The sequence below is a fragment of the Streptomyces sp. NPDC101178 genome (genome assembly GCF_044767965.1).
Classification (GTDB): domain Bacteria; phylum Actinomycetota; class Actinomycetes; order Streptomycetales; family Streptomycetaceae; genus Streptomyces.
Genome location: NZ_JBIWOZ010000015.1, coordinates 41,185 through 60,485 on the forward strand (window position 1 = coordinate 41,185; position 19,301 = coordinate 60,485).

At 72.6% G+C, this 19,301-nt stretch carries 19 protein-coding genes and 1 pseudogene; 13 read left to right on the forward strand and 7 right to left on the reverse strand.

All coding sequences use genetic code 11. From position 1 onward, the window contains the following. Positions 1-78 precede the first annotated feature (78 nt). From ACIRR8_RS30955 to ACIRR8_RS30965, 3 genes are all read left to right on the forward strand, one after another. Complete coding sequence (locus ACIRR8_RS30955) at positions 79-1,035, forward strand: oxygenase MpaB family protein (protein ID WP_404071236.1); 957 nt, start codon at positions 79-81, stop codon at positions 1,033-1,035. A 237-nt stretch (positions 1,036-1,272) separates the two neighbouring features. Continuing rightward, positions 1,273-3,777, forward strand: a complete 2,505-nt coding sequence (locus ACIRR8_RS30960; RefSeq protein ID WP_404071066.1) for an ATP-dependent Clp protease ATP-binding subunit — start codon at positions 1,273-1,275, stop codon at positions 3,775-3,777. 3 nt (positions 3,778-3,780) lie between these two features. Then, on the forward strand, positions 3,781-3,948 hold the full coding sequence (locus tag ACIRR8_RS30965; protein ID WP_404071068.1) for a hypothetical protein: 168 nt from the start codon (positions 3,781-3,783) through the stop codon (positions 3,946-3,948). A gap of 118 nt (positions 3,949-4,066) precedes the next feature. Here ACIRR8_RS30965 and ACIRR8_RS30970 read toward each other — a convergent pair whose 3' ends face one another. Beyond that, on the reverse strand, positions 4,067-5,179 hold the full coding sequence (locus tag ACIRR8_RS30970) for an FAD-dependent oxidoreductase (protein ID WP_404071070.1): 1,113 nt from the start codon (positions 5,177-5,179) through the stop codon (positions 4,067-4,069). Between the two features lie 98 nt (positions 5,180-5,277). Then, the gene (locus ACIRR8_RS30975) at positions 5,278-5,781 is read right to left on the reverse strand and encodes a GNAT family N-acetyltransferase (protein WP_404071072.1); all 504 of its coding nucleotides are present in this window, start codon (positions 5,779-5,781) and stop codon (positions 5,278-5,280) included. A 148-nt stretch (positions 5,782-5,929) separates the two neighbouring features. On the opposite strand from ACIRR8_RS30975, the gene ACIRR8_RS30980 reads away from it, so the two are divergent. Beyond that, positions 5,930-6,598, forward strand: coding sequence for a DUF6518 family protein (locus ACIRR8_RS30980; protein WP_404071074.1), 669 nt, complete (start codon positions 5,930-5,932; stop codon positions 6,596-6,598). 58 nt (positions 6,599-6,656) lie between these two features. Here the strand turns inward: ACIRR8_RS30980 and ACIRR8_RS30985 are convergent, their stop codons facing one another. From ACIRR8_RS30985 to ACIRR8_RS31000, 4 genes are all read right to left on the reverse strand, one after another. Beyond that, complete coding sequence (locus tag ACIRR8_RS30985; RefSeq protein WP_404071076.1) at positions 6,657-6,923, reverse strand: DUF4235 domain-containing protein; 267 nt, start codon at positions 6,921-6,923, stop codon at positions 6,657-6,659. Next, positions 6,920-7,453, reverse strand: coding sequence for a DUF3618 domain-containing protein (locus ACIRR8_RS30990; RefSeq protein WP_404071078.1), 534 nt, complete (start codon positions 7,451-7,453; stop codon positions 6,920-6,922). The genes ACIRR8_RS30985 and ACIRR8_RS30990 overlap by 4 nt, the downstream gene beginning before the upstream one ends. Next, on the reverse strand, positions 7,450-7,620 hold the full coding sequence (locus ACIRR8_RS30995; RefSeq protein ID WP_404071080.1) for a hypothetical protein: 171 nt from the start codon (positions 7,618-7,620) through the stop codon (positions 7,450-7,452). Before ACIRR8_RS30995 ends, ACIRR8_RS30990 begins: the two co-directional genes overlap by 4 nt. 161 nt (positions 7,621-7,781) lie before the next feature. Then, the gene (locus ACIRR8_RS31000; RefSeq protein ID WP_404071082.1) at positions 7,782-8,831 is read right to left on the reverse strand and encodes a YihY/virulence factor BrkB family protein; all 1,050 of its coding nucleotides are present in this window, start codon (positions 8,829-8,831) and stop codon (positions 7,782-7,784) included. A gap of 188 nt (positions 8,832-9,019) precedes the next feature. Between ACIRR8_RS31000 and ACIRR8_RS31005 the strand changes: the two genes are divergently transcribed. Beyond that, complete coding sequence (locus ACIRR8_RS31005; RefSeq protein ID WP_404071083.1) at positions 9,020-9,880, forward strand: SigB/SigF/SigG family RNA polymerase sigma factor; 861 nt, start codon at positions 9,020-9,022, stop codon at positions 9,878-9,880. A 115-nt stretch (positions 9,881-9,995) separates the two neighbouring features. Here ACIRR8_RS31005 and ACIRR8_RS31010 read toward each other — a convergent pair whose 3' ends face one another. Then, on the reverse strand, positions 9,996-10,478 hold the full coding sequence (locus tag ACIRR8_RS31010) for an ATP-binding protein (RefSeq protein ID WP_404071085.1): 483 nt from the start codon (positions 10,476-10,478) through the stop codon (positions 9,996-9,998). Between the two features lie 230 nt (positions 10,479-10,708). Between ACIRR8_RS31010 and ACIRR8_RS31015 the strand changes: the two genes are divergently transcribed. The 8 genes and pseudogenes from ACIRR8_RS31015 to ACIRR8_RS31050 form a co-directional block, all read left to right on the forward strand. Then, positions 10,709-10,831 (forward strand): hypothetical protein, encoded by a 123-nt coding sequence (locus tag ACIRR8_RS31015; RefSeq protein WP_404071087.1) that lies wholly within the window; start codon positions 10,709-10,711, stop codon positions 10,829-10,831. A gap of 286 nt (positions 10,832-11,117) precedes the next feature. Further along, positions 11,118-12,320 (forward strand): glycosyltransferase, encoded by a 1,203-nt coding sequence (locus ACIRR8_RS31020; RefSeq protein WP_404071089.1) that lies wholly within the window; start codon positions 11,118-11,120, stop codon positions 12,318-12,320. Then, positions 12,295-13,248 (forward strand): DUF6895 family protein, encoded by a 954-nt coding sequence (locus ACIRR8_RS31025; protein WP_404071090.1) that lies wholly within the window; start codon positions 12,295-12,297, stop codon positions 13,246-13,248. The genes ACIRR8_RS31020 and ACIRR8_RS31025 overlap by 26 nt, the downstream gene beginning before the upstream one ends. 74 nt (positions 13,249-13,322) lie before the next feature. Next, entirely contained in the window at positions 13,323-14,525 is a 1,203-nt protein-coding gene (locus tag ACIRR8_RS31030; RefSeq protein WP_404071092.1) for a radical SAM protein, read from the forward strand. A gap of 2 nt (positions 14,526-14,527) precedes the next feature. Then, a complete protein-coding gene (locus tag ACIRR8_RS31035) occupies positions 14,528-15,445 on the forward strand; it encodes a DUF6895 family protein (protein ID WP_404071093.1) in 918 nt (305 codons plus the stop codon). Further along, entirely contained in the window at positions 15,442-16,827 is a 1,386-nt protein-coding gene (locus ACIRR8_RS31040) for an MFS transporter (RefSeq protein ID WP_404071095.1), read from the forward strand. Before ACIRR8_RS31035 ends, ACIRR8_RS31040 begins: the two co-directional genes overlap by 4 nt. Continuing rightward, positions 16,824-18,959, forward strand: a complete 2,136-nt coding sequence (locus ACIRR8_RS31045; protein WP_404071097.1) for a prolyl oligopeptidase family protein — start codon at positions 16,824-16,826, stop codon at positions 18,957-18,959. Before ACIRR8_RS31040 ends, ACIRR8_RS31045 begins: the two co-directional genes overlap by 4 nt. Before the next feature lie 130 nt (positions 18,960-19,089). Next, a pseudogene (locus tag ACIRR8_RS31050) lies at positions 19,090-19,296 on the forward strand (universal stress protein); the annotation flags it as partial. Positions 19,297-19,301 lie beyond the last annotated feature (5 nt).

Here is a 19,301-nt window from a genome sequence, read left to right on the forward strand (position 1 = left end):
AGCTCTGTTGCCTTCCGGCCCATTGACGACAGCCGTCCTCACATTCTACCTTTCGATGTGATGACAGGTGTCCTCAGAATGGAGGCGCACGTGGAACCATCAGCTCATGACCCGGCCGGGCGGGGAACCGTCGAACCTCTCGGCCCCGACTCGCTCACCTGGCGCTGGTTCGGCGACTGGAGAGGTCTCCTCCTCGCTCCGTGGGCCGGTTCGATGCAGAACATGCACCCCGGACTGGGCGCGGGCGTCGCCGAGCACTCGCGCTTCTTCGAGGAGCGGTGGGAGCGCCTCTTCCGCTCGCTGTACCCGATCGGCGGAGTCGTGTACGACGGCCCGCTCGCCGCCCGTACGGCCCGTGAAGTGCGCGGCTACCACGCGTCGATCAGCGGGGTCGACGAGCGCGGCCGTCCGTACCACGCGCTCGACCCGGCGACGTTCTACTGGGCGCACGCCACGTTCTTCATGCTCACCGTGCAGGTGGCCGAGCGCTTCGGCGGCGGCCTCACGGAGGCCCAGCGGCACACGCTCTACGAGGAGCACGTCCGCTGGTACGCGCTGTACGGCCTGTCCATGAGGCCCGTCCCCGGCAGCTGGGAGGAGTTCCAGCGGTACTGGGACCACATGTGCGCCGACGTCCTGGAGGACAACCGGCCGACCCGGGACGTCCTGAACATGCGCCGCCTCGCCCGGCCGCCTCTCCTGCGGTGGCTGCCGTCGCCCCTGTGGGCCGTCGCCCGGATCCCGCTCGTACGGCTGACGCTGTGGATGACGATCGGTCTGTATCCGCAGGCCGTACGGGAGCGCCTCGGGCTGCGCTGGACGCCCCGCGACGAACGGCTGCTGGCCGGGCTCGGACGGCTGCTGCACCACGTCTGGCGGTGCGTTCCCGAGCGGTACCGCTTCCACCCGCGCGCCCGTGCGGGCTGGGACCGCGAGCGGGGACGGCCGGCGACGGGCCCGGTGGAGACGCCCGCACGCAACCTGCCGCCGGAGGAGCGGCGGGGACTTCCCCAGCATTACGTGCCGGGGGGCTGACCGGCCGGGGGCGTCCGGCCTGGCGGCGTCCTGCCGAGGGGCGCCCGTGTTTCGGACGGCCCGCCCGAGGGCGGCCCCTCGCGCCTTACGCGGCGGGGGTCAGGGCTGTACTGAGGGGCTGCTCCCCGGGGTCCGCCGTCCACGAGGGAGGCCCGGCTCCGCCCGGCCGTACCGTTTGCGGACCCGAGGGCATCGGGTTTGAGTGGATGGGACCCCATTCGCTCATCTGGAGCTGGCATGTCGATGGCATTCGGTTCTCCCTCCGGTTCGCCGGACCCCTTCAGCGAACTGCTGAATCGATTCTTCGGTATGTCGCCGGCCTCGTCGCCCCCGGCCGTGCAGCGCGTGCCCATCGGACGTCTCCTCTCGGAGCCCTCGCGTGAACTCCTGGACGCCGCGGCCCGTAGAGCGGTCCAGGACGGTACGTCCGACCTCGATACGGAGCACCTCCTGTGGGCCGCCACCCAGGTCGAGCCCACCCGGCGGCTGCTGGCCCAGGCCGGGGTCGATCCCGAACGGCTCGGTGGCCGGATCGCCGAGGTGCTGCCCCGCGAATCGCAGGAGCCGTCCGCCGAGCCGGGCCTGACCCCGGCTGCCAAGCGGACCCTCGCCCTCGCCCATGCCAGGTCGCAGGCGGCGGAGGTCTCGTACATCGGCCCCGAGCACATCCTCGGCGCGCTTCTCGCCGACGCCGACTCCGGCGCCTCCCGGTTCCTGCGCTCCGAGGACCTGGACGTCGCGGAGCTGCGCGGAGCTACGGGCCGGGCGTCCGGTGGGAACGGGGCTCCGGCCGGTGGCAGGCAGCCGTCCGAGACCCTCGACGAGTTCGGCAGGGACCTGACCGAGGAGGCGAAGGCCGGCAGGCTCGACCCCGTGGTCGGCCGGGCCGAGGAGATCGAGCAGACCATCGAGATCCTGTCGCGGCGCTCCAAGAACAACCCCGTGCTCATCGGCGAACCGGGCGTCGGCAAGACCGCCATCGTGGAGGGGCTGGCCCAGAGCATCGTCGCGGGCGAGGTGCCCGACACCCTCAAGGACAAGCGGGTCGTCTCGCTGGACCTGTCCGGCATGGTGGCCGGAGCCCAGTACCGCGGCCAGTTCGAGGAGCGGCTGAAGAAGGTCATCGAGGATGTGCAGGAGGCCGAGGGGGAGATCATCCTCTTCATCGACGAACTCCACACCGTCGTCGGAGCGGGCGCGACCGGCGAGGGGTCGATGGACGCGGGCAACATGCTCAAGCCGGCCCTGGCCCGTGGCGAGCTCCACGTGGTCGGCGCGACAACGATCGACGAGTACCGCAAGCACATCGAGAAGGACGCCGCCCTGGAGCGCCGTTTCCAGCCCGTCCTGATCCCGGAGCCCACCGTCGAGGAGACCGTACAGATCCTCGAAGGACTGCGGGACGCGTACGAGGCCCACCACCAGGTCCGCTTCGCCGACGGGGCCCTGACGGCGGCCGCCGAACTGTCCGACCGCTACATCTCCGACCGGTTCCTGCCCGACAAGGCCATCGACCTGATGGACCAGGCCGGTGCCCGTGTACGGCTGCGCAGCGCCAACCGCTCCACCGAGGTCGTCAGCCGGGAGGACCGCCTCGCCAAGCTGCGCCGGGAGAAGGACCAGGCGGTGGCGGCGGAGGAGTTCGAGCGGGCCAAGGAGCTCAAGGAGCAGATCGCCGAGACCGAGGGCGAGCTGGCGGGCATCGAGGAGCGCCGCGAGGGCGTCGTCTCGGTGACGGCCTCCGACATCGCCGACATCGTCTCCCGCCGCACCGGGATCCCGGTCTCCCAGCTCACCGCCGGCGAGAAGGAGAGGCTCCTCAAGCTGGAGGAGGAGATGCACGCCCGGATCGTCGGCCAGGAGGAGGCCGTCACCGCGGTCTCCGAAGCCGTACGCCGCAACCGCGCCGGCATGGGCGACCCGAACCGGCCCGTCGGCTCGTTCCTCTTCCTCGGCCCCACCGGCGTCGGCAAGACCGAGCTGGCCAAGACGCTGGCCGAGCTGCTGTTCGGCGCCGACGACCGCATGATCCGGTTCGACATGAGCGAGTTCCAGGAGAAGCACACGGTCGCCCGGCTCGTCGGAGCGCCGCCCGGATACGTCGGTTACGACGAGGCGGGCCAGCTCACCGAGAAGGTGCGGCGCAACCCGTACAGCGTGGTGCTCTTCGACGAGGTGGAGAAGGCACACCCCGACGTCTTCAACACGCTGCTCCAGATCCTCGACGACGGCCGGCTCACGGACGGCCAGGGCCGCACGGTCGACTTCCGCCACTGCGTCGTCATCATGACGTCCAACATCGGCGCCCACCGCATCCTCGCCCACCAGGGCGACGCCGCCGAGCTCAAGGACGAGTTGATGGAGGACCTGCGGGGGCGGTTCCTGCCGGAGTTCCTCAACCGCATCGACGACATCATCGTCTTCCACAGTCTCACCGAGGACGACCTGTCCGAGATCGTCGAGCACCTGCTGGACCGCAGCAAGCACCGCGTCCACGCGCAGGGCCTGACGCTGGAGGTCACCGAGACGGCGAAGAAGCTCCTCGTCGCCCACGGCTATCAGCCGGAGTTCGGCGCCCGCCCGCTGCGCCGCACGATCCAGACGGAGCTCGACAACCGCGTCGCCTCCCTGCTCCTCGGCGGCGAGGCCGAACCCGGCGACACGATCGTCGCCGATGTGAAGGACGACTCCCTCCACTGCACGATCCGCACGGACAGCAACCCCACGGACGACAAGGAGTGACCGATGGCTCACCACCACCACAAGTCGAACGAAGAGGTCGAGGGCGACGCCGACACCGGCCACAGCCGTGGCATGCCCCGCCGCCCGGACGAGAGGAAGCTCGACGAGCGGCTGGAGAAGGACCGTGAGGAGGTACGTCGTCCTCCGGAGGACGACACCCGGGCCGACTGACCGGCCCGGACAGCGACTTCGGTGCCCTGGGGCCTGACCACCGGCCCCAGGGCACCGCGACCGTCCGGCTTCAGCACGCCGTTGCCGTCCGGCTTGGCGCGCCGGGGCCGGTGCGGTCTCAGCGCGCCGTTGCCGTCCGGCCGAGGGCGAACCGGGCGATGGCCGGGCGGCCCGCGACCAGGTCGGCGGCGAGGTCGCCGATGGCCGGTCCGAACTTGAAGCCGTGCCCCGAGAAGCCTGCCAGCACCGTGACCGGACCCTGCCGGTCGATGACGAAGTCCTCGTCGGGAGTCGTGGTGTACAGGCAGGTGAGAGGGGTCGGCTCGGTGCCGGCGACTCCGGGCAGCCACTCCTCGGCGTAGGCGCGGAGGCGTTCGACGGCCGCCGTGTCCGGCGTACGGTCGCGGCGGTCGGGGTCCACGAGGGGCCCGACACCGTGCAGGCCGATCTTGACGCCGTCCGCGCTGCCGAGCCCGTACAGTCCGCCCGGCACCTGCCAGCCGGCCCCCGGGTGGTGGATGAACGACGGCCACTCCAGCGCGTCCGGGACCGGGAAGTGCACCGGCTGCTCCTGGGTGACGCGCATCGGCGGCAGGCCGCTCACCAGGCCGGGAAGGAAGCCGGGCGCCCAGCCGCCCACGGCGACCACGACCGCGTCCGCCGTCAGCGCCTCGTCGGCGTCCGTGACCACGGTGACCCCGCCTCCGGTGCGAGTGGTGTGCCGGATCTCCGTCACGCGCACCCCGTGCCGCACCTCCGCGCCCCGCTGCCCGGCCGCCTTCAGGAGCGCGGACACGGCGTCGTCGGCGTGCACCCGGCCGGCGTCCGGGTGGTGGAGCGCGGCCGTGTCGGCCCGCAGCCCCGGCCACCGCTCGGCCACCTCCGCCGGGGACATCCGCCGCGCGGCCCGTCCCGCACCGGCGAGCACGTCGGCCAGCCGGTCCACCGCGGCGGGCAGGCCGTGGTCGACGGCCCCGGTGAGCGTCAGCACCGGCTGCCCGCTCTCCTCCTCCAGCCGCCGCCACAGAGGCAGCGCACGGAGCGCCAGTTCCGTGTACGAGGGCTCCGCGTACGCCAGCCGGAAGATCCGGGAGCTGCCGTACGAGCTGCCGCGGTCGTGTCCCGGCCCGAACCGTTCGAGCACGGTGACCTGGTGACCGCGTACGGACAGCCGCCACGCGGCAGCCGCCCCCATCAGCCCGCCACCGACGACGAGAACGCGCAGTGCCATGCCCTTGCCTTCCTTTCGCGTACCGGACCCCGACGGTTGCCGTGCCGGGCCCTGACGGTTCCCGGGTGAGTCCGAAGCCCCGGGGGAGTGGTTCCGTGTCACGGCAACGAGCGCGTGAGGCAGGCCACTTCGCCGCTCTCCTCCGTGGAGACGCGGTCCCGCTCGAACCCGAGCTTCTCCAGGACGCGGAGCGACGGTGTGTTCCACGTGCCGACGGTCGACCAGAGCCGTTTCCGCCCGGTCGCCACGGCGGCGCCGACCACCGCGCCGGCCGCCTCGGTGGCGTAGCCGCGCCCGTGCGCGCGCCGGCACAACTCGTACGCGATCTCGGGCTCTTCCAGGGTGGAGCGGCCGATGATCAGCCCGCAGTATCCGATGAAGTCGCCTTCGTCGCGCCGCTGGACGGGCAGCAGAGCGATCCCCGTCCTCGCCGTCGCGGCGAGCAGCTCCCCGATGGACGTCCGGGCGCGCTCAAGGGTGGGGGTGCCGTTGCCGCGTTCGGAGAGGAGGGCGCTGAAGTCGGCGGCGTCCGACTCGGCCCACGGCCGCAGGACCAGCCGCTCGGTCTCCAGGTGGAACGACATCGTCTCGTACGGGGACATGCACCCACTCTGCCGCACGGACCGTCACGGCCGCGGTGGGGGTAGGGACGGAGGCGTCGGGCGGCGCAGGATCCGCTGCGGTTATACATGCCGTGTATACGTCCGGTGTATAGTCGCGAACTCCGAAGCCCTGAGCATGGAGACGACGATGACCACCAGCACCATCCCGGGCCGCTCGAGCGCCCCGACCGCCATGCCGACGAGCGGCGGCACGCGTGCCCGGGGCGGCCGAGCCGCGGTGGCGGCCGGCGGCGGGCTGCTTCTCGGTGTGCTCACCAACCTGGCCCAGGGGTGGCTGCCGGACACGTGGCAGCAGCTCGCCAACTCCGGTGCGGTCTGGTCCGCCGCCGCCTTCGTCGTCGGCGCGGTGCTGTACCGGCACGAGCGGCTCGTCCAGGCCGTGTTGGGCGGCGCGGTCGCGGAGGCCGGACTGGTGGCCGGGTACTACGGGTGCGCCGAGTTCGGGCGCGACGGGGCGGGAAGCCTCTTCTTCCCGCTGGTGTGGCTCGGGCTGGCTCTCGTCGCCGGCCCTTTGTTCGGTGCGGCGGGCTGGTGGTGGCGCAGGGGCCGGTACGTGCGGCGCCGCGTCGTGAGCCTGGGCGCGTTCGCCGGTCTCTGGGGAATGGAGGGCCTGATGTACGCCCTGGACCTCGGCTACCTGCCGGAGGCGTACGCCTGCCTGGCGCTGTTCGTCCTGATCCCGCTGCTGATGGCCCGGGACCACAAGGAGCGTGCGCTGTCGCTGGGGGCGGCCGCGGTCTGCGGACTCGTCGCGTACGGCGTCGTCGAGGTGCCCCTCCAGATGGTCAGCGCCTGACCCCCGCCCCCTGCCCGGGCGGTGCCGGCCCGTCCGCGCGGGCCGGCACCGCGGCGGGTCACGCCGGCCAGGTGCCCGTGACGCGCCGGGTCGCCTGGGCGCCGGAGCGTTCGACCGTGGCCTTGACCACCGCGAAGATCGCGCCCTGTACGGCGGCGGCCAGGAGTATCTGCCGCCACGGACGGTCCTCGTCCAGCGCGTCGGGGGCGTCGCCCTCGCCTTCGATGAGCTTCCACGCCTGCTTGAACGCGGCGCCCGCGATCAAGCCGCTGACCGCGCCCAGGGCGAGACCGACCGGCTTGTAGGCGATCTTGGACGCCTTCATCGGTTACGCCCCCGGCTGCGGCGGATCAGCAGGAAGGCGACCAGCAGCGCACCGCCCGCGATGAGCGGGGTGCGGTTGGCGCGGGCGGCCGTCGCGGCCCGGTCCGCCTTCTCCAGCAGCGGGTCGGGCGTCTTCTCCGCCGCGTACCGCTTGGCCTGGGCCGCGCTCTCGCGTACCTGCGCCGCGGCCTGCGCGGTCTTCTCCAGCACCGCGTCCGGCGTCCTGTCCTTCACCGTCTGAGCGGCCTGCTCCGTCTTCTCACGGAGCTGAGCGGAGGCCGCCGCGGTCTTCTCGGCGGCTTGTTCCTTGACCGCCGCGGTCTTCTCGGCGGCTTGTTCCTTGACCGCCGCGGTCTTCTCCGCGGCCTGTTCCTTGACCGCCTCGGTCTTCGCCTTCGCCTGAGCCTTGATGTCGGCCTTGGCCGCCGGCGCCTCCGCGGTCTGCCCGAGTTCGGCGCGCGTGCGCGCGACCTGCTCGCGCAGCTCCTCGGGGGTCGGGGTACCCATCTGGTTCTGCGATTCGTCGTTCATCGGTGAGCCTTCTCCTTGACCTCGGCCAGATCGGCCTTGACGCTGTCGATGGTCTGTTCAGGGGCGGGGCGCCGGCCCGGGCGATCTGAGATCTGCTGCGAGGCACGGGCGACCAGCGCACCCACCTGCTCGCCGGACCCGTCGGCGTGCCGCTCTGCTGTGCTCATGATGAGGTCACCTTGCTCTCCTCGCTCTCCTCGAACGGTCGGGATTCGGCACGGCGTGGACCGCCACGGCGGAACACCGGCGTCCGGATGTGTACGCCGTCACCGTCCGGCTACCCAGCAACCGCGGCCGCACCCGTCCTCGCCGAAGAAGCCGGCACCGCTCACGGCTGCTCCATGCGGCGGCGGACGTCGTCGCTCCAGGCGCGGGTGTCGCGAGGTTCCACGTACGGCTCCTCGTCCTCGGGGTGTCCGCCGACGATCGCGCGCTGGCGGACCAACTCCGCGTCGAACTCCAGCCCCAGCAGGATCGCCAGGTTGGTGATCCACAGCCACACCAGGAAGACGACCACACCGGCGAGGGCACCGTAGGTCTTGTTGTACGAGGCGAAGTTCGCGACGTAGAACGCGAAGCCGGCCGACGCGGCCAGCCAGATCACCAGCGCCAGGAAGCTGCCCGGCGTCACCCACTTGAAGCCGCGGCCCTTGGCGTTCGGCGCGGCCCAGTAGAGCAACGCGATCATGACGACGACGAGCAGGACCAGGACCGGCCACTTCGCTATCGACCAGATGGTCAGCGGAGTATCCCCGATGCCCAGCGCGGCGCCGGCCTGCCGGGCGATGCCGCCGGAGAAGACCACGATCAGCGCGCTGGCACACGCGAGGACCATCAGCGTCACGGTCAGGGCCAGGCGCAGCGGCAGGATCTTCCACACCGGCCGGCCCTCCGGCATGTCGTAGACGGTGTTCGAGGTGCGGATGAACCCGGCGACGTAACCGGAGGCCGACCAGACGGCGACGGCCAGACCCACGATCGCCATGAACGAGCCGACACCGGCGTTGCCCTGGAGCTGCTCCACGGCATCGCTGATGATGTCCCGGGCGGAACCGGGTGCCAGCTTCCGCAGATTCTCCAGTACCTCCCGGGTGGCGGACTCGCCCGCGATGCCCAGCAGCGAGACCAGCACCAGGAGGGCCGGGAACAGCGACAGCACTCCGTAGTACGTCAGAGCGGCGGCGCGGTCCGCGAGTTCGTCGTCCTGGAACTCCTTCAAGGTGCCGCGCAGCACCGCCGTCCAGGAGCGCCGGGGCAGCTCGGACGGCTGGTCCGGGGCCCGCTCCGCCACCTCCGCGTCAGGTCCCGCTCCACCCTCGCGGCGGACGTTTCCGCGCCCGTCTTCCTTGCCGGGGCCCGGCTTCGCTGTGTCTGTCATACCCAGCGGGTTTCCCGGCCTGTGGTACTCATGTCCATGAGGTTGCGGCCCCGGCCGACCGTGCCGGGGCGGTCCCGGCGGATCCGTCAACGCCGTCGTTCCCGCAGGCGTGTTCCGCGGGAACCCGGGTACCCGCAGCCACATGCCGGCGGATTTCCGCGGCAGCGTCTGGGACAGGGAAGGTCGTAATGTCGATATCCATGGAGGCCGCGACCGGGGTCGTCGCACCGGCGGCGCTCCCGCAGATCGACGATCCGCAGAAGATCGCGCCGAAGGACGCCCGGGCGCTGGGCGCGCTCTTCTTCGAACAGTTGCAGGTGCTCGAAGAGGGCACCCATGAGTACCAGTACGCGCGCAACACCCTCATCGAGATGAACCTGTCGCTGGTGCAGTTCGCCGCGAAGCGGTACCGCAATCGCGGCGACGGCCAGATGGAAGACATCATCCAGGTCGGGACCATCGGCCTGATCAAGGCGATCGACCGCTTCGAGCTGTCGCGCGAGGTCGAGTTCACCTCCTTCGCGATCCCGTACATCGTCGGCGAGATCAAGCGCTTCTTCCGCGACTCCACCTGGTCCGTGCACGTCCCCCGGCGCCTCCAGGAACTGCGCGTCGCCCTGGCCAAGGCCAAGGAGGAGCTCACCTCCACCCTGGGCCGCGACCCCGGCGTCGCCGAACTCTCCGAGCACCTGGCGATCAGCGAGGAGGAGGTCATCGACGGCCTCATCGCCGCCAACGGCTACACGGCGGGCTCCCTCGACCTGCCGATCGGAGGGACCGACCAAGGCGGCTCCGACAGCACCACCAGCTACGCCGACATCACCGGCGACTACGACCCGGGCATGGAGCTGATCGAGAACCTCCATGCCCTGGCCCCGCTGCTGGAGACCCTGGAGGAGCGCGACCGGGAGATCGTCCGGATGCGCTTCGGCCAGGAGATGACCCAGGCCGAGATCGGCGAACATCTGGGCATCTCCCAGATGCATGTCTCCCGGCTCCTCTCCCGCCTCCTCACCACGCTGAGGAAAGGCATGCTCACCCAGAACTGACACCGGGCCCCGGAACCGGGGCCCGCCGGTACAGGCCCACGAAAAGCACCCCCACAACGGTCCGTTGTGGGGGTTCTGCCGTGCCAGGCCGAAGGAGCGAGCCGAGCCACAAGCCCTACCAGGCCGTCGACCCGCCCTGGGGGCCGTCGAGCAGCGAGATCCGTACGCGGACGCGCTTGCCCACCGGTTCGCGGCGCACTTCGAAGCTCTCGCAGACCGCCAGAACGATCTCCAGCCCGTGCTGCCCCATGCGGGTCGGATCGGTCTGCCGGCTGGTGGGCAGCACCGAACCGCTGTCCCACATCGTGATGCCCAGCAGGCCGTCGCCCGCTTCGAGGTCGAGCAGGCACGGGCCCGGAGCGTACTTGCAGACGTTGGTGGCCAGCTCGCTCACCACCAGCTGCGCGAGATCCATCGCCCGTGCGGAGACGGCCAGACCGTGCAGCGACTGCGCGTCCGCCAGGAACTCCCGGACGAAGCCCCGGGCTCGGGCGATCTCTCCCGAACCCATGTCGTACGCGGCGCTGGCCAGCACGCTGCCCGTGCCCGGCGCCTGCGGGTCCTGTTCGGTCGCTCGGTCCGCCATCAGCAGTTCCATGTCGTGTCCCCCGTCGCGTCGGCCGCACCACGCAGCCCTCAAACGCAACCCGCCTACCCGCTGCCACACGTTTCAGTCCTTGGCTCGTATCCGGTGGGATCTCCGCAGGTCGGACGTGGTGCAGCCGGTCCCATACCGCTTTCGAACCGGTGGTCAGGTGCTCCCATACCTCCCGCTCGTACGTTCTCCTCAGTCGGCGCAGCGGACGCCGCTCACCAAGGAGGAACAGGATGTCCGAGAACACGAACCCGGAGCCCGCTGACATCGAGGCCGAGGACATGGAGGTCGTCGCGCACGGCGAGGACCAGGAGCTCGAAGCCGGCTGCATCATCAACGGCTCCAGCCAGCTCTGACACGTCCCGTCAGGCACTGAGCACCGCACGGCTTCCCCGGTTCCCGGCCCCGCGCCGAGAGCCGGGGAGCCCTGCGCAGCCTGAACGAGAAAAACCGTGGCCCGTACGAGAAAAACCGCGGCCCGTACGAGAAGAGCCGCAATCCGTACGGCAGGAACCGCAGCCCGCCCAGGGAAGACCGCCACCCGCCCCGAGGGGAGCACCGAGTGACCTCCGCCGCCCGTCCGACGCAGCCCCGGCACCTCCGCACGGTCCGGCAGGGGCCCGACCACGAGGTCCGGATGTCGTGAGAATCCTCCTCTGCCCGCTCAGCGACGGCGGCTACCTCTACCCGGCCCTCGCCGCCGGACGCGAACTCCGGCGCCGGGGCCACCACATCAGCGTGCTCGGCCGGTCCACCGCCGGGCCCGCCGTCGCCGAGGCCGGACTCGCCTTCGCGCCTGCCGAGGACTTCGGCGGCGACGGAGCCTTCTCCGCCGCCCGCTGGGGAGCGACCGGCGTGGCGCAGTACCGGGCGACCCTGCGCGCCGCCCGTGCGGCCGACGCCGACCTGCTGGTCACCTCGGTCCTGTGCAACGGGACCCTGCTCGCCGCCGAGACGCTGGACCTCCCCGTCGTCGTGATCGGGCTCGCGGCCCACCTGTGGGACTACCGCACCGGGGGCGAAGGGGAACCGCAGTACGGCCGGACCCGGGAGAACCGGACGCAGGAGGGCCACCTGCTCTACGCCTCCGTACGGGAGCGGGCCGGACAGCCGGCCCGCACCTCCCGCTGGCGCGGCAGCCCGCTGCTCGGCGACGCACTGCTCCTGCGCGGCGCTCCGGAGTTGGAGTACCCGGGTGCGCAACTTCCGGAGCAGGTAGTGCATGTGGGGCCACTTGTCTGGGAACCCGCGCACGATCCGGCCGAGCTGGACGAGATCACCCGCCACCTGGACCGGTCCGGCAAACCCGTCGTCTACGTCCACCTCGGCCGCAACTTCGGCGGTGGCAGTCTGTGGCCCACGCTCAACAGGGCCTTCACCGAGGGTCCGTTCCAGGCCGTGGTCGAGCAGGGCCGCTCCACGGACCCGCAGCCCGGCCCGCACGCCGACATCCTGCTCGTACGCAAACCCTGGATGGGCCCCCTCATCGACCTGGCGGGCCCGGTGCTGGCCAGCGGCACCTCGGCCCCGGTCCTGGCCTCACTGCTGCGCGGCCGGCCCCTCGCCCTCTCGCCCAACGGCTCCGAGCAGCCGCTGCTGACCGCAGCCTGCCTGCGCGCCGGTGTGGCGGTGCACCTGTCCGCCTCACGAGAACATCCGGCCGGCCCGGCGCGGGTGCTGGACGCGGCATGGCGGGACGACGGACTGCGGGACCGCGCACGGGCACTCGGCCGCAGGCTCGCCGCCGTCGACAGCGCGGCCCTCGCGGCCGACGTCGTCGAGCGGACGGCCCGGACATCCGCGCCACGGAAGGAGGATCATGCGTACGCGACCAGCCGGCCTTGACGAGGCCGCGGCGGCGGTGTCGACCGGCACGCTCCGGTGGACAGCGCTCCACGCCGGCTACCTCGACTCACCGGCCGCCCGCGCCGGACTCCCGGCGACCCCGCGCGTCAAGGCCCTCCTCCAACTCGCCCTGCTCCGCCGCGTCTGGGCCGGGCTCGCGCCCTCGGATCCCGGCCTCCACGATCTAACCGCTGTGGTGGAAAGGGCCTGGCAGCGGCCGGAGTTCGCCCGCCTCCTCGCTCTCGACCCGCGCTACGCACGGCAATTCCAGCTGATGTACGCGGCGCTGGCGCCGTCCGGCACGGTCACCGGCGCGCACCGCGCCGCCCTGGACCGGCTGACGGCCGACGGCTATCTCACCCCGCGCGGCAAGTCGCCCTACCTGCACCTGGAGACCCGGTACCACGCCGACCTCGCCGGTCTCGCGCACCGCCTCGCGCCGTACGAGGAGCTGTACGCGAGCAGCCTGGCGGCCCGGGCCCACGGGCTGCCGACGGCCGGGCTGGACGTCTGCCAGGTCACCCACACCCTCTTCCACGTCAGCGACTTCGGCTTCCGTGGGCCCGGCCCGGCCGGCCAGGCGCTGGAGCGGATCGCCCGTACCGTCGAACGGCTCACGGACCACTGCGTGCGGGAAGGCGCCTGGGACTTCACCGCCAAGCTCGTCCTCGCCCAGCACTGCCTCGGGCTGGATCCGCTGCGTACGCCTTCGGGTGCGGCGGCCGTCCGGATGCTCGCGCGGTCCATGACACCCGAGGGCGCGATACCCGGCAAGTCCGCCGCCGAGCGGGCTCCGGCGGACACGACGTCCGTGGCCTTCTTCCGGCGGGCCTACCAGGCGACGCTCGGCACCGCGCTGGCGATGCTCGTCGTCACGAACGGCCGGACGGAGCAGGCCGCGGCGGCGGCGACGAGAGGCATCCGATGAGCGTCGAGCAGGTCGACCGACCGGACACGGCGCGTACGCGTGCGCGCGCGGAACACAGCGGCCAAGGGGACACGATGAGTCTGGAACAACTGGCACCGGCGACCGAACGCACCGGTGGAGAGCGCCTCCTCGAAGGCAAGCGGAACTGGTGGTTCCTCGGGCCTGGCGGAGTCGTCCGCCTCGGGAGCCGGCACGTGACACCGGAAGGGACGCTGCTGCCCGGATCGGAGCAACTGCTGCGCGAGCGCGGTATGTTCTCCGCCGCGCCGCCCCGTTCGTACGCGCTGACCGTCCTCACCAGCACCCACTGCAACCTCGGCTGCGGCTACTGCTTCCAGAACACCGCCCAGGACCCGGCCGGCGGCACCCGCCCGCCGCGCATCGCCCGGACCCGCCTCACCTCGCGGACCATCACCTCCGTCCTCGACTTCACCCGGCAGCGGATGGCCGAATCCGAGCTGGAGCGGCTCCGGATCCTGCTCTTCGGCGGCGAACCGCTGCTCAACCCGCGCGGCTGCCTCGAACTGCTGGAGCGGGCCCAGGACATCGGGCTCACCTCCGCCTGGATGATCTCCAACGCCACGCTGCTCACCCCGGCCCTGGCCCGGCAGCTCGCCGACCTCGGGCTCGACTCCGTCCAGGTCACCTTCGACGGCGACCGCCCCGACCACGACCGGATCCGGATCGGCCGGGCCGACGGCGGCGGGACCTTCGACACGATCGTCCGCAACATCGTCCGGGCCTCGGAGGCCGCACCGATCCGGTGGACGCTGCGGGTCAACGTCTCCCAGGACAACTTCGCCGGCGTCGACCGGCTCGTCGAACGGCTCGCGGAAGCCCTCGACCCGGCCCGCTGCACCCTCTACTTCGCCCGGGTCGGCGACGTCGGCATCGGCTACGCCAACGACCTGCTGCACACCGGCGAACTCCCGGCCGCCTTCACCCGGTGGCAGCGCCGGGCGCTCGAACTCGGCTTCACCGTGACCCGCCCCGGCTCCCGCCGCCCCTGCCCCACCTGCGGTCACGACGGCGGCCGGTACGGCGCGGTGGTGAGCGCGGACGGGACCCTCGCCAGCTGCTGGGAGACGGCGGGCAAACCCGACTGGGAGGTCGGCACGGCCGCCGGGGGATACCTGCCAGGGCCCCGGACCGAGGAGCGCTGGATCGCCTGCGAGGACCTCTACCGCTACGACGAGGACGGGCGGACGCTCGCCGCGTTCCGCGACACCGTCGACGCGGCGCTGCTCGACCACCTGTACGAGACGGGGCGCCTGTAGCCATGGACTCGCCCCTCGACCAGCTCTCCGCCGGCGCGCTCGACTGGCTGGGCCACCACCTCGACCACTTCGACCCGTTCTCCGCGAGCGCCTCCACGGCGACCCACGCTCCGGCGAAGGCCGCACTGGAACTGGCCCTCCTCTGCCACTGCGCGGCCCGCCTGGACAAGCCGCCGGACTCCTTGGACGCCGCCGCCACCCTCGTACGGACCCTCTGGCAGCACCCCGGATTCCCGCCGCTCCTCGCCGCCCACCCCGAACACGCCCCCGTCTACCGGCTGATCTACGCGGCCCTGGCTCCCGACGGGATCGACGGCACCTGCCGCAGCGCCGCGCTCGCACGCCTGCCCGCCGCCTTCCTCGCACCGGAGGGCAAGACGCCGTACCAGCGCATCGAGATCCGCTACTACGCGGACAAGGCCGGTCTCCGCCACAGCATCGAGCCGTACGCCGAACTCGTCCCGCACAGCCCGCTCGTCGCACTCCGCGCCGAGGAGAGCGGCGACACGGCGCCGCTCACCGCCCCGCAGGCGTACGCCCTGACCCATGCCGGTTTCTACCTCGGCGACTTCGGCCGCTCCCGCCCCGCGCTGGCCGGCGACACCCTGACGTACGCCCGGAACCTGACCGACCGCATGCTCACCCACTGCGTCGGGCACGACCGGTGGGACCTGGCCGCCGAACTCCTCCTCACCCAGTTCATCCTGGGCGCCGAGCCGCTGCGCACGGCCTCGGGCGCCGCCGCAGTGGAGTGCCTGGCGCGCGCGCAGCGGCCCGACGGCGCGATCCCCGGCCGGTCGGCCGCGCTCGCGGCGGCCGGGGCGGCCACCGGCGGCGAGCTCTTCCGGCTGGCGTACCACACGACCCTGGTGACCGCGCTGATGGCGCTGACCCTGGCGTCGGCCGGGCGGCCGTCATGAGCCCGCGCCTCACCCTCATCAACCGCGACTACACCCGGCTCTGGATCGGCCAGGCCGTCTCCTCCCTCGGCGACGCCGTCTTCAGCACCACGCTGGTCCTGTGGGTCGCCACCGTCCTGGCCAAGGAGAAGACCTGGGCGCCCGCCGCCGTCAGCGGTGTCCTGCTGGCGACCGGCGCCGCCGTCCTCTTCGTCGGCCCGCTCGCGGGCGTCTTCGTCGACCGCTGGGACAAGATCGCCACCATGCTGCGGAGCGAAGTCGTCCGCGGCGTACTGGTGGTCACCCTCACCACCGTCTCGTTCCTGCCGGTGCACGCGCTCCCCGTCGGCCTCTGGCTCGCCCTCGTCTACGCGACCGTCCTCACGCTCAACGCGGCCAGCCAGTTCTTCACCCCGGCGCGCTTCGCGGTCATCGCGGACCTCGTGACCGGCGATGCCGACCGCGCCCGGGCGGCCGGCATCGCCCAGGCCACCAGCCAGACCGCCTGGATCGTCGGACCGCCGCTCGCCGCGCCGCTGCTCTTCACAGCCGGCCTCCAGTGGGCGCTGCTCTTCAACGCGCTCTCGTACGCGGTGTCGTACCTCGCGATCCGCTCCATCCGGCCGCTCCCGTCCCGCGCGCCCGCGGCCACCGGCCCGGACACCGCGCCGGAGCACGCCGCGAGCCGGACCGGCGGTCTGCTGGGCGAGTTCACCGCCGGCCTCCGCTTCTTCGCGCGCAGCAGGTTCCTGGTCGCGCTGGTGCTGCTCGCGGTCATCGGCCAGTTCGGCCTCGGCGCCCTCTCCACCCTGAACATCTTCTTCGCCACGGACAACCTCCACATGTCCGCCCACCTCTACGGCTACATCGGTACGGCGATGGGGCTCGGCGGCATCGTCGGCGCGCTCTGCGCGGGCCGCGTGGTGCAGCGGATCGGTGCGCGGCGGACCACCTGGATCGGCCTGCTGGTCAGCGGCGCGCTGCTCATCGCCTACTCCCGGCAGACCGGGTTCATCGGCGGCATCGCGGTCCTGTTCCTCTTCACCGTTCCGCTCACCATGCTGAACACCGCGATGGCCCCGCTGCTGCTCGCCGCGGCGGCCCCCGAGTACCGGGGCCGGGTGGTCGCGGTCTTCTATCCGGTGACCCAGCTGGCGTCGATGCTCGCCGCCGTACTCTCCGGCTGGCTCGCCAGCTCCGTCCTGAGGGACATCGCGGGCTCGGCCGGCTCCCTCCGGTTCGGCCCCATCGACACGATCTTCGCGGTCTCCGGGCTGTTCGTCGTGGCCTCCGGCGTCTACGCCTGGCGAGCCCTGCCCGGCACGGAGGCCGCCGAGAGCCCTCCTGGGGACACGTCCGCCGCGCTGAAGCCGCCCGCCACGCTCCGAGGGAGAACCGAGTGACCCCCGTCCCCCGAACGACCCAGCGCCGGTACCCCCACGCGGACCGGCAGTACCTCGTGCAGGAGCTCCACGGCATGCGCGCCCCGGACCCGTACCGCTGGCTGGAGGACGCGGACTGCGCCGCGACACGCCGCTGGAGTGCGGAACAGGAGGCTCTGTACGAGGAGGAGCGGGCGGCCTGGGACGGCCTGGAGCGATGGGGGGCGCGGGTGGCGGCGCTCACCGCCGTCGACCGCGCGACGGCGCCCAAGGCCCGCGGCGGCAGGCTGTTCTGGCTGCGGCAGGACGCGGGCCAGGAGCATCCGGTCCTCGTGGTCGCGGAGGCAGGAGAAGGCACACCGGAGCGGGTGCTGCTGGACCCCGTCGCCCTCGACCCGTCCGGACGTACGGTGCTCGACGCCTGGCAGCCGTCCCTGGAGGGGGACCTGCTGGCCTTCCAGGTGTCGCGGGGCGGTACGGAGGACTCGCTGCTGCGGGTGATCGACGTCGGCACCGGCAAGGTCGTCGACGGGCCGGTGGACCGGGTGCGGAAGTCGTCGATCGGCTGGCTGCCCGGAGGCGAGGCGTTCTACTACGTCCGGGCTCTGGACCCGCGGCTGCACCCCGGTGAGGGCCGCTACCACCGCCGCGTCCACCTCCACCGGACCGGGACCACGCCCGACGCCGACGCGGTGGTCTTCGGCGAGGGGCGGGAGCGGACCGAGTTCTACGGCGTGTCCGTGAGCGAGGACGGCCGGCGGCTCGCCGTCACGGCCACCCGGGGCACCGGCCGGGGGACCGCCCTGTACCTGGCCGACCTTGCCGAAGGCTCCCTGGAGCGACCGGTGTTCCGGCCCGTCCAGGACGACATGGCGGCCGTCACCCGCCTGCACCTGGCGCCCGGCACCGGAGGGGACGACGTGGTGTGGCTGCGTACCGACCGCGGCGCCGCCCGTGGCCGGGTCGTCGCGTGCCGACCGGCCGACCTGCACCGGGGCCCGGCCGCCTGGCGCGAGGTGATCGCCGAACGTCCCGACGCGATCCTCACCGACCTCGTCGTCCTGTCGGGCTCCGGGCTCGGCCGCCCGCTCGGCCTGGCCGCCTGGACCCACCGCACGGTCGCGGAGGTGACCGTGCACGACCTGACCGACGGACGCCGGCTGGCCAAGGTCCCGCTGCCCGGCACCGGCACGGTCGGCGACTTCTCGGCCGGACCGCACGGCAGCGGCGAGGCGTGGTTCTCGTACACCGACTTCACCACCCCGGCCCGCGTCCTCCGCTTCGACGCCCGGACTCTGGGCGTCACGCCCTGGGAACGCGGCCCCCGGCCCACACCGGCGGCCGGCGGCGCGGTCACCTGCCGGACCACCTTCCCGTCCCGCGACGGCACGACGGTGGGGATGTTCGTGATCTTTCCGAGCGGCCGCCCGGACGGCCCCCGCCCGGTCCTCCTCACCGGCTACGGCGGCTTCGGCGGCACGATGTCGCCGCGCTACCGGGCGCAGGTCCTCGCCTGGGTCGCGGCGGGCGGGGTCTTCGCCTGGGCGGGGCTGCGCGGCGGCGGCGAGGAGGGCGAGGCGTGGCACCGGGCCGGCAGTGGGGCGCACAAGCAGAACACCTTCGACGACTTCGCGGCCGCCGCCGACCACCTCGTCGCGCGCGGCTGGGCCGAACCGGGCCGCATCGCGATCATCGGCGGCTCCAACGGCGGCCTCCTGGTCGGCGCCGCCCTCACCCAGCGGCCCGCCGCGTACGCCGCCGTGGTCTGCATGTCCCCGCTCCTGGACATGGTCCGCTACGAGCTGTCCGGGCTGGGACCCAGCTGGGTGCCCGAGTACGGCAGCGCCCAGGACCCGGCCCAGCTGCGGACGCTGCTGAGCTACTCCCCGTACCACCACGTCACCCCGGGCACCGCCTATCCGCCGGTGCTGCTGACCGTGTCGGACGGCGACACCAGGACCGACCCGCTGCACGCCCGCAAGATGTGCGCGGCCCTCCAGCACGCGTCCACCGGCCCGGGACCGGTCCTGTTCCGGCTGGAACGGGGTGTCGGCCACGGCGACCGCGCCGCCTCACGCGCGGTGGCGCTCCAGGCCGAGTGCCTCACCTTCCTCGCGCAACACGTCGGCCTCGCACCGCCGGACGCGACCTGAGGGACTCCCGGCGCCGAACGTCCAGGACCTAAGGGACGACCGGCCCTCCCGTGGGTGCGTCCGGGCGGAATGCCGGCTCCTGCGGCCGGCCGAGGGGGCCGGTCGCGTACGGACGTACGGAGGCAGACACGTGAAGAAGGCCGTGGCCGTAGGGATGGACGGTTCGCCGGAGAGTCTGGCGGCGGCCGACCGGGCGGCGCGTGAGGCGGCTCCGCGCACTCTGCCGCTGAGCATCGTGCACGCCCGGCTCTGCCGGCCGCTGGACATCCGCCTGCCCGACGGGGACGGCGCCGGCGTCTGCCGTGAACTGCGCTCCCGGATGCCCGAACTCGCCTGCCGCAG

Excerpts from the sequence above, each read along its gene's own strand:
- ACIRR8_RS31005 (WP_404071083.1), top strand. The coding sequence starts at position 9,020 with ATGTCGATATCCATGGAGGCCGCGACCGGGGTCGTCGCACCGGCGGCG.
- ACIRR8_RS30985 (WP_404071076.1), bottom strand. The coding sequence starts at position 6,923 with ATGAAGGCGTCCAAGATCGCCTACAAGCCGGTCGGTCTCGCCCTGGGC.
- ACIRR8_RS30970 (WP_404071070.1), bottom strand. The coding sequence starts at position 5,179 with ATGGCACTGCGCGTTCTCGTCGTCGGTGGCGGGCTGATGGGGGCGGCT.
- ACIRR8_RS31035 (WP_404071093.1), top strand. The coding sequence starts at position 14,528 with ATGGACTCGCCCCTCGACCAGCTCTCCGCCGGCGCGCTCGACTGGCTG.
- ACIRR8_RS30965 (WP_404071068.1), top strand. The coding sequence starts at position 3,781 with ATGGCTCACCACCACCACAAGTCGAACGAAGAGGTCGAGGGCGACGCC.
- ACIRR8_RS30955 (WP_404071236.1), top strand. The coding sequence starts at position 79 with ATGGAGGCGCACGTGGAACCATCAGCTCATGACCCGGCCGGGCGGGGA.
- ACIRR8_RS30960 (WP_404071066.1), top strand. The coding sequence starts at position 1,273 with ATGTCGATGGCATTCGGTTCTCCCTCCGGTTCGCCGGACCCCTTCAGC.
- ACIRR8_RS31040 (WP_404071095.1), top strand. The coding sequence starts at position 15,442 with ATGAGCCCGCGCCTCACCCTCATCAACCGCGACTACACCCGGCTCTGG.
- ACIRR8_RS31015 (WP_404071087.1), top strand. The coding sequence starts at position 10,709 with ATGTCCGAGAACACGAACCCGGAGCCCGCTGACATCGAGGCCGAGGAC.
- ACIRR8_RS30975 (WP_404071072.1), bottom strand. The coding sequence starts at position 5,781 with ATGTCCCCGTACGAGACGATGTCGTTCCACCTGGAGACCGAGCGGCTG.
- ACIRR8_RS31010 (WP_404071085.1), bottom strand. The coding sequence starts at position 10,478 with ATGGAACTGCTGATGGCGGACCGAGCGACCGAACAGGACCCGCAGGCG.
- ACIRR8_RS31025 (WP_404071090.1), top strand. The coding sequence starts at position 12,295 with ATGCGTACGCGACCAGCCGGCCTTGACGAGGCCGCGGCGGCGGTGTCG.
- ACIRR8_RS31030 (WP_404071092.1), top strand. The coding sequence starts at position 13,323 with ATGAGTCTGGAACAACTGGCACCGGCGACCGAACGCACCGGTGGAGAG.
- ACIRR8_RS30995 (WP_404071080.1), bottom strand. The coding sequence starts at position 7,620 with ATGAGCACAGCAGAGCGGCACGCCGACGGGTCCGGCGAGCAGGTGGGT.
- ACIRR8_RS31000 (WP_404071082.1), bottom strand. The coding sequence starts at position 8,831 with ATGACAGACACAGCGAAGCCGGGCCCCGGCAAGGAAGACGGGCGCGGA.
- ACIRR8_RS30990 (WP_404071078.1), bottom strand. The coding sequence starts at position 7,453 with ATGAACGACGAATCGCAGAACCAGATGGGTACCCCGACCCCCGAGGAG.
- ACIRR8_RS30980 (WP_404071074.1), top strand. The coding sequence starts at position 5,930 with ATGACCACCAGCACCATCCCGGGCCGCTCGAGCGCCCCGACCGCCATG.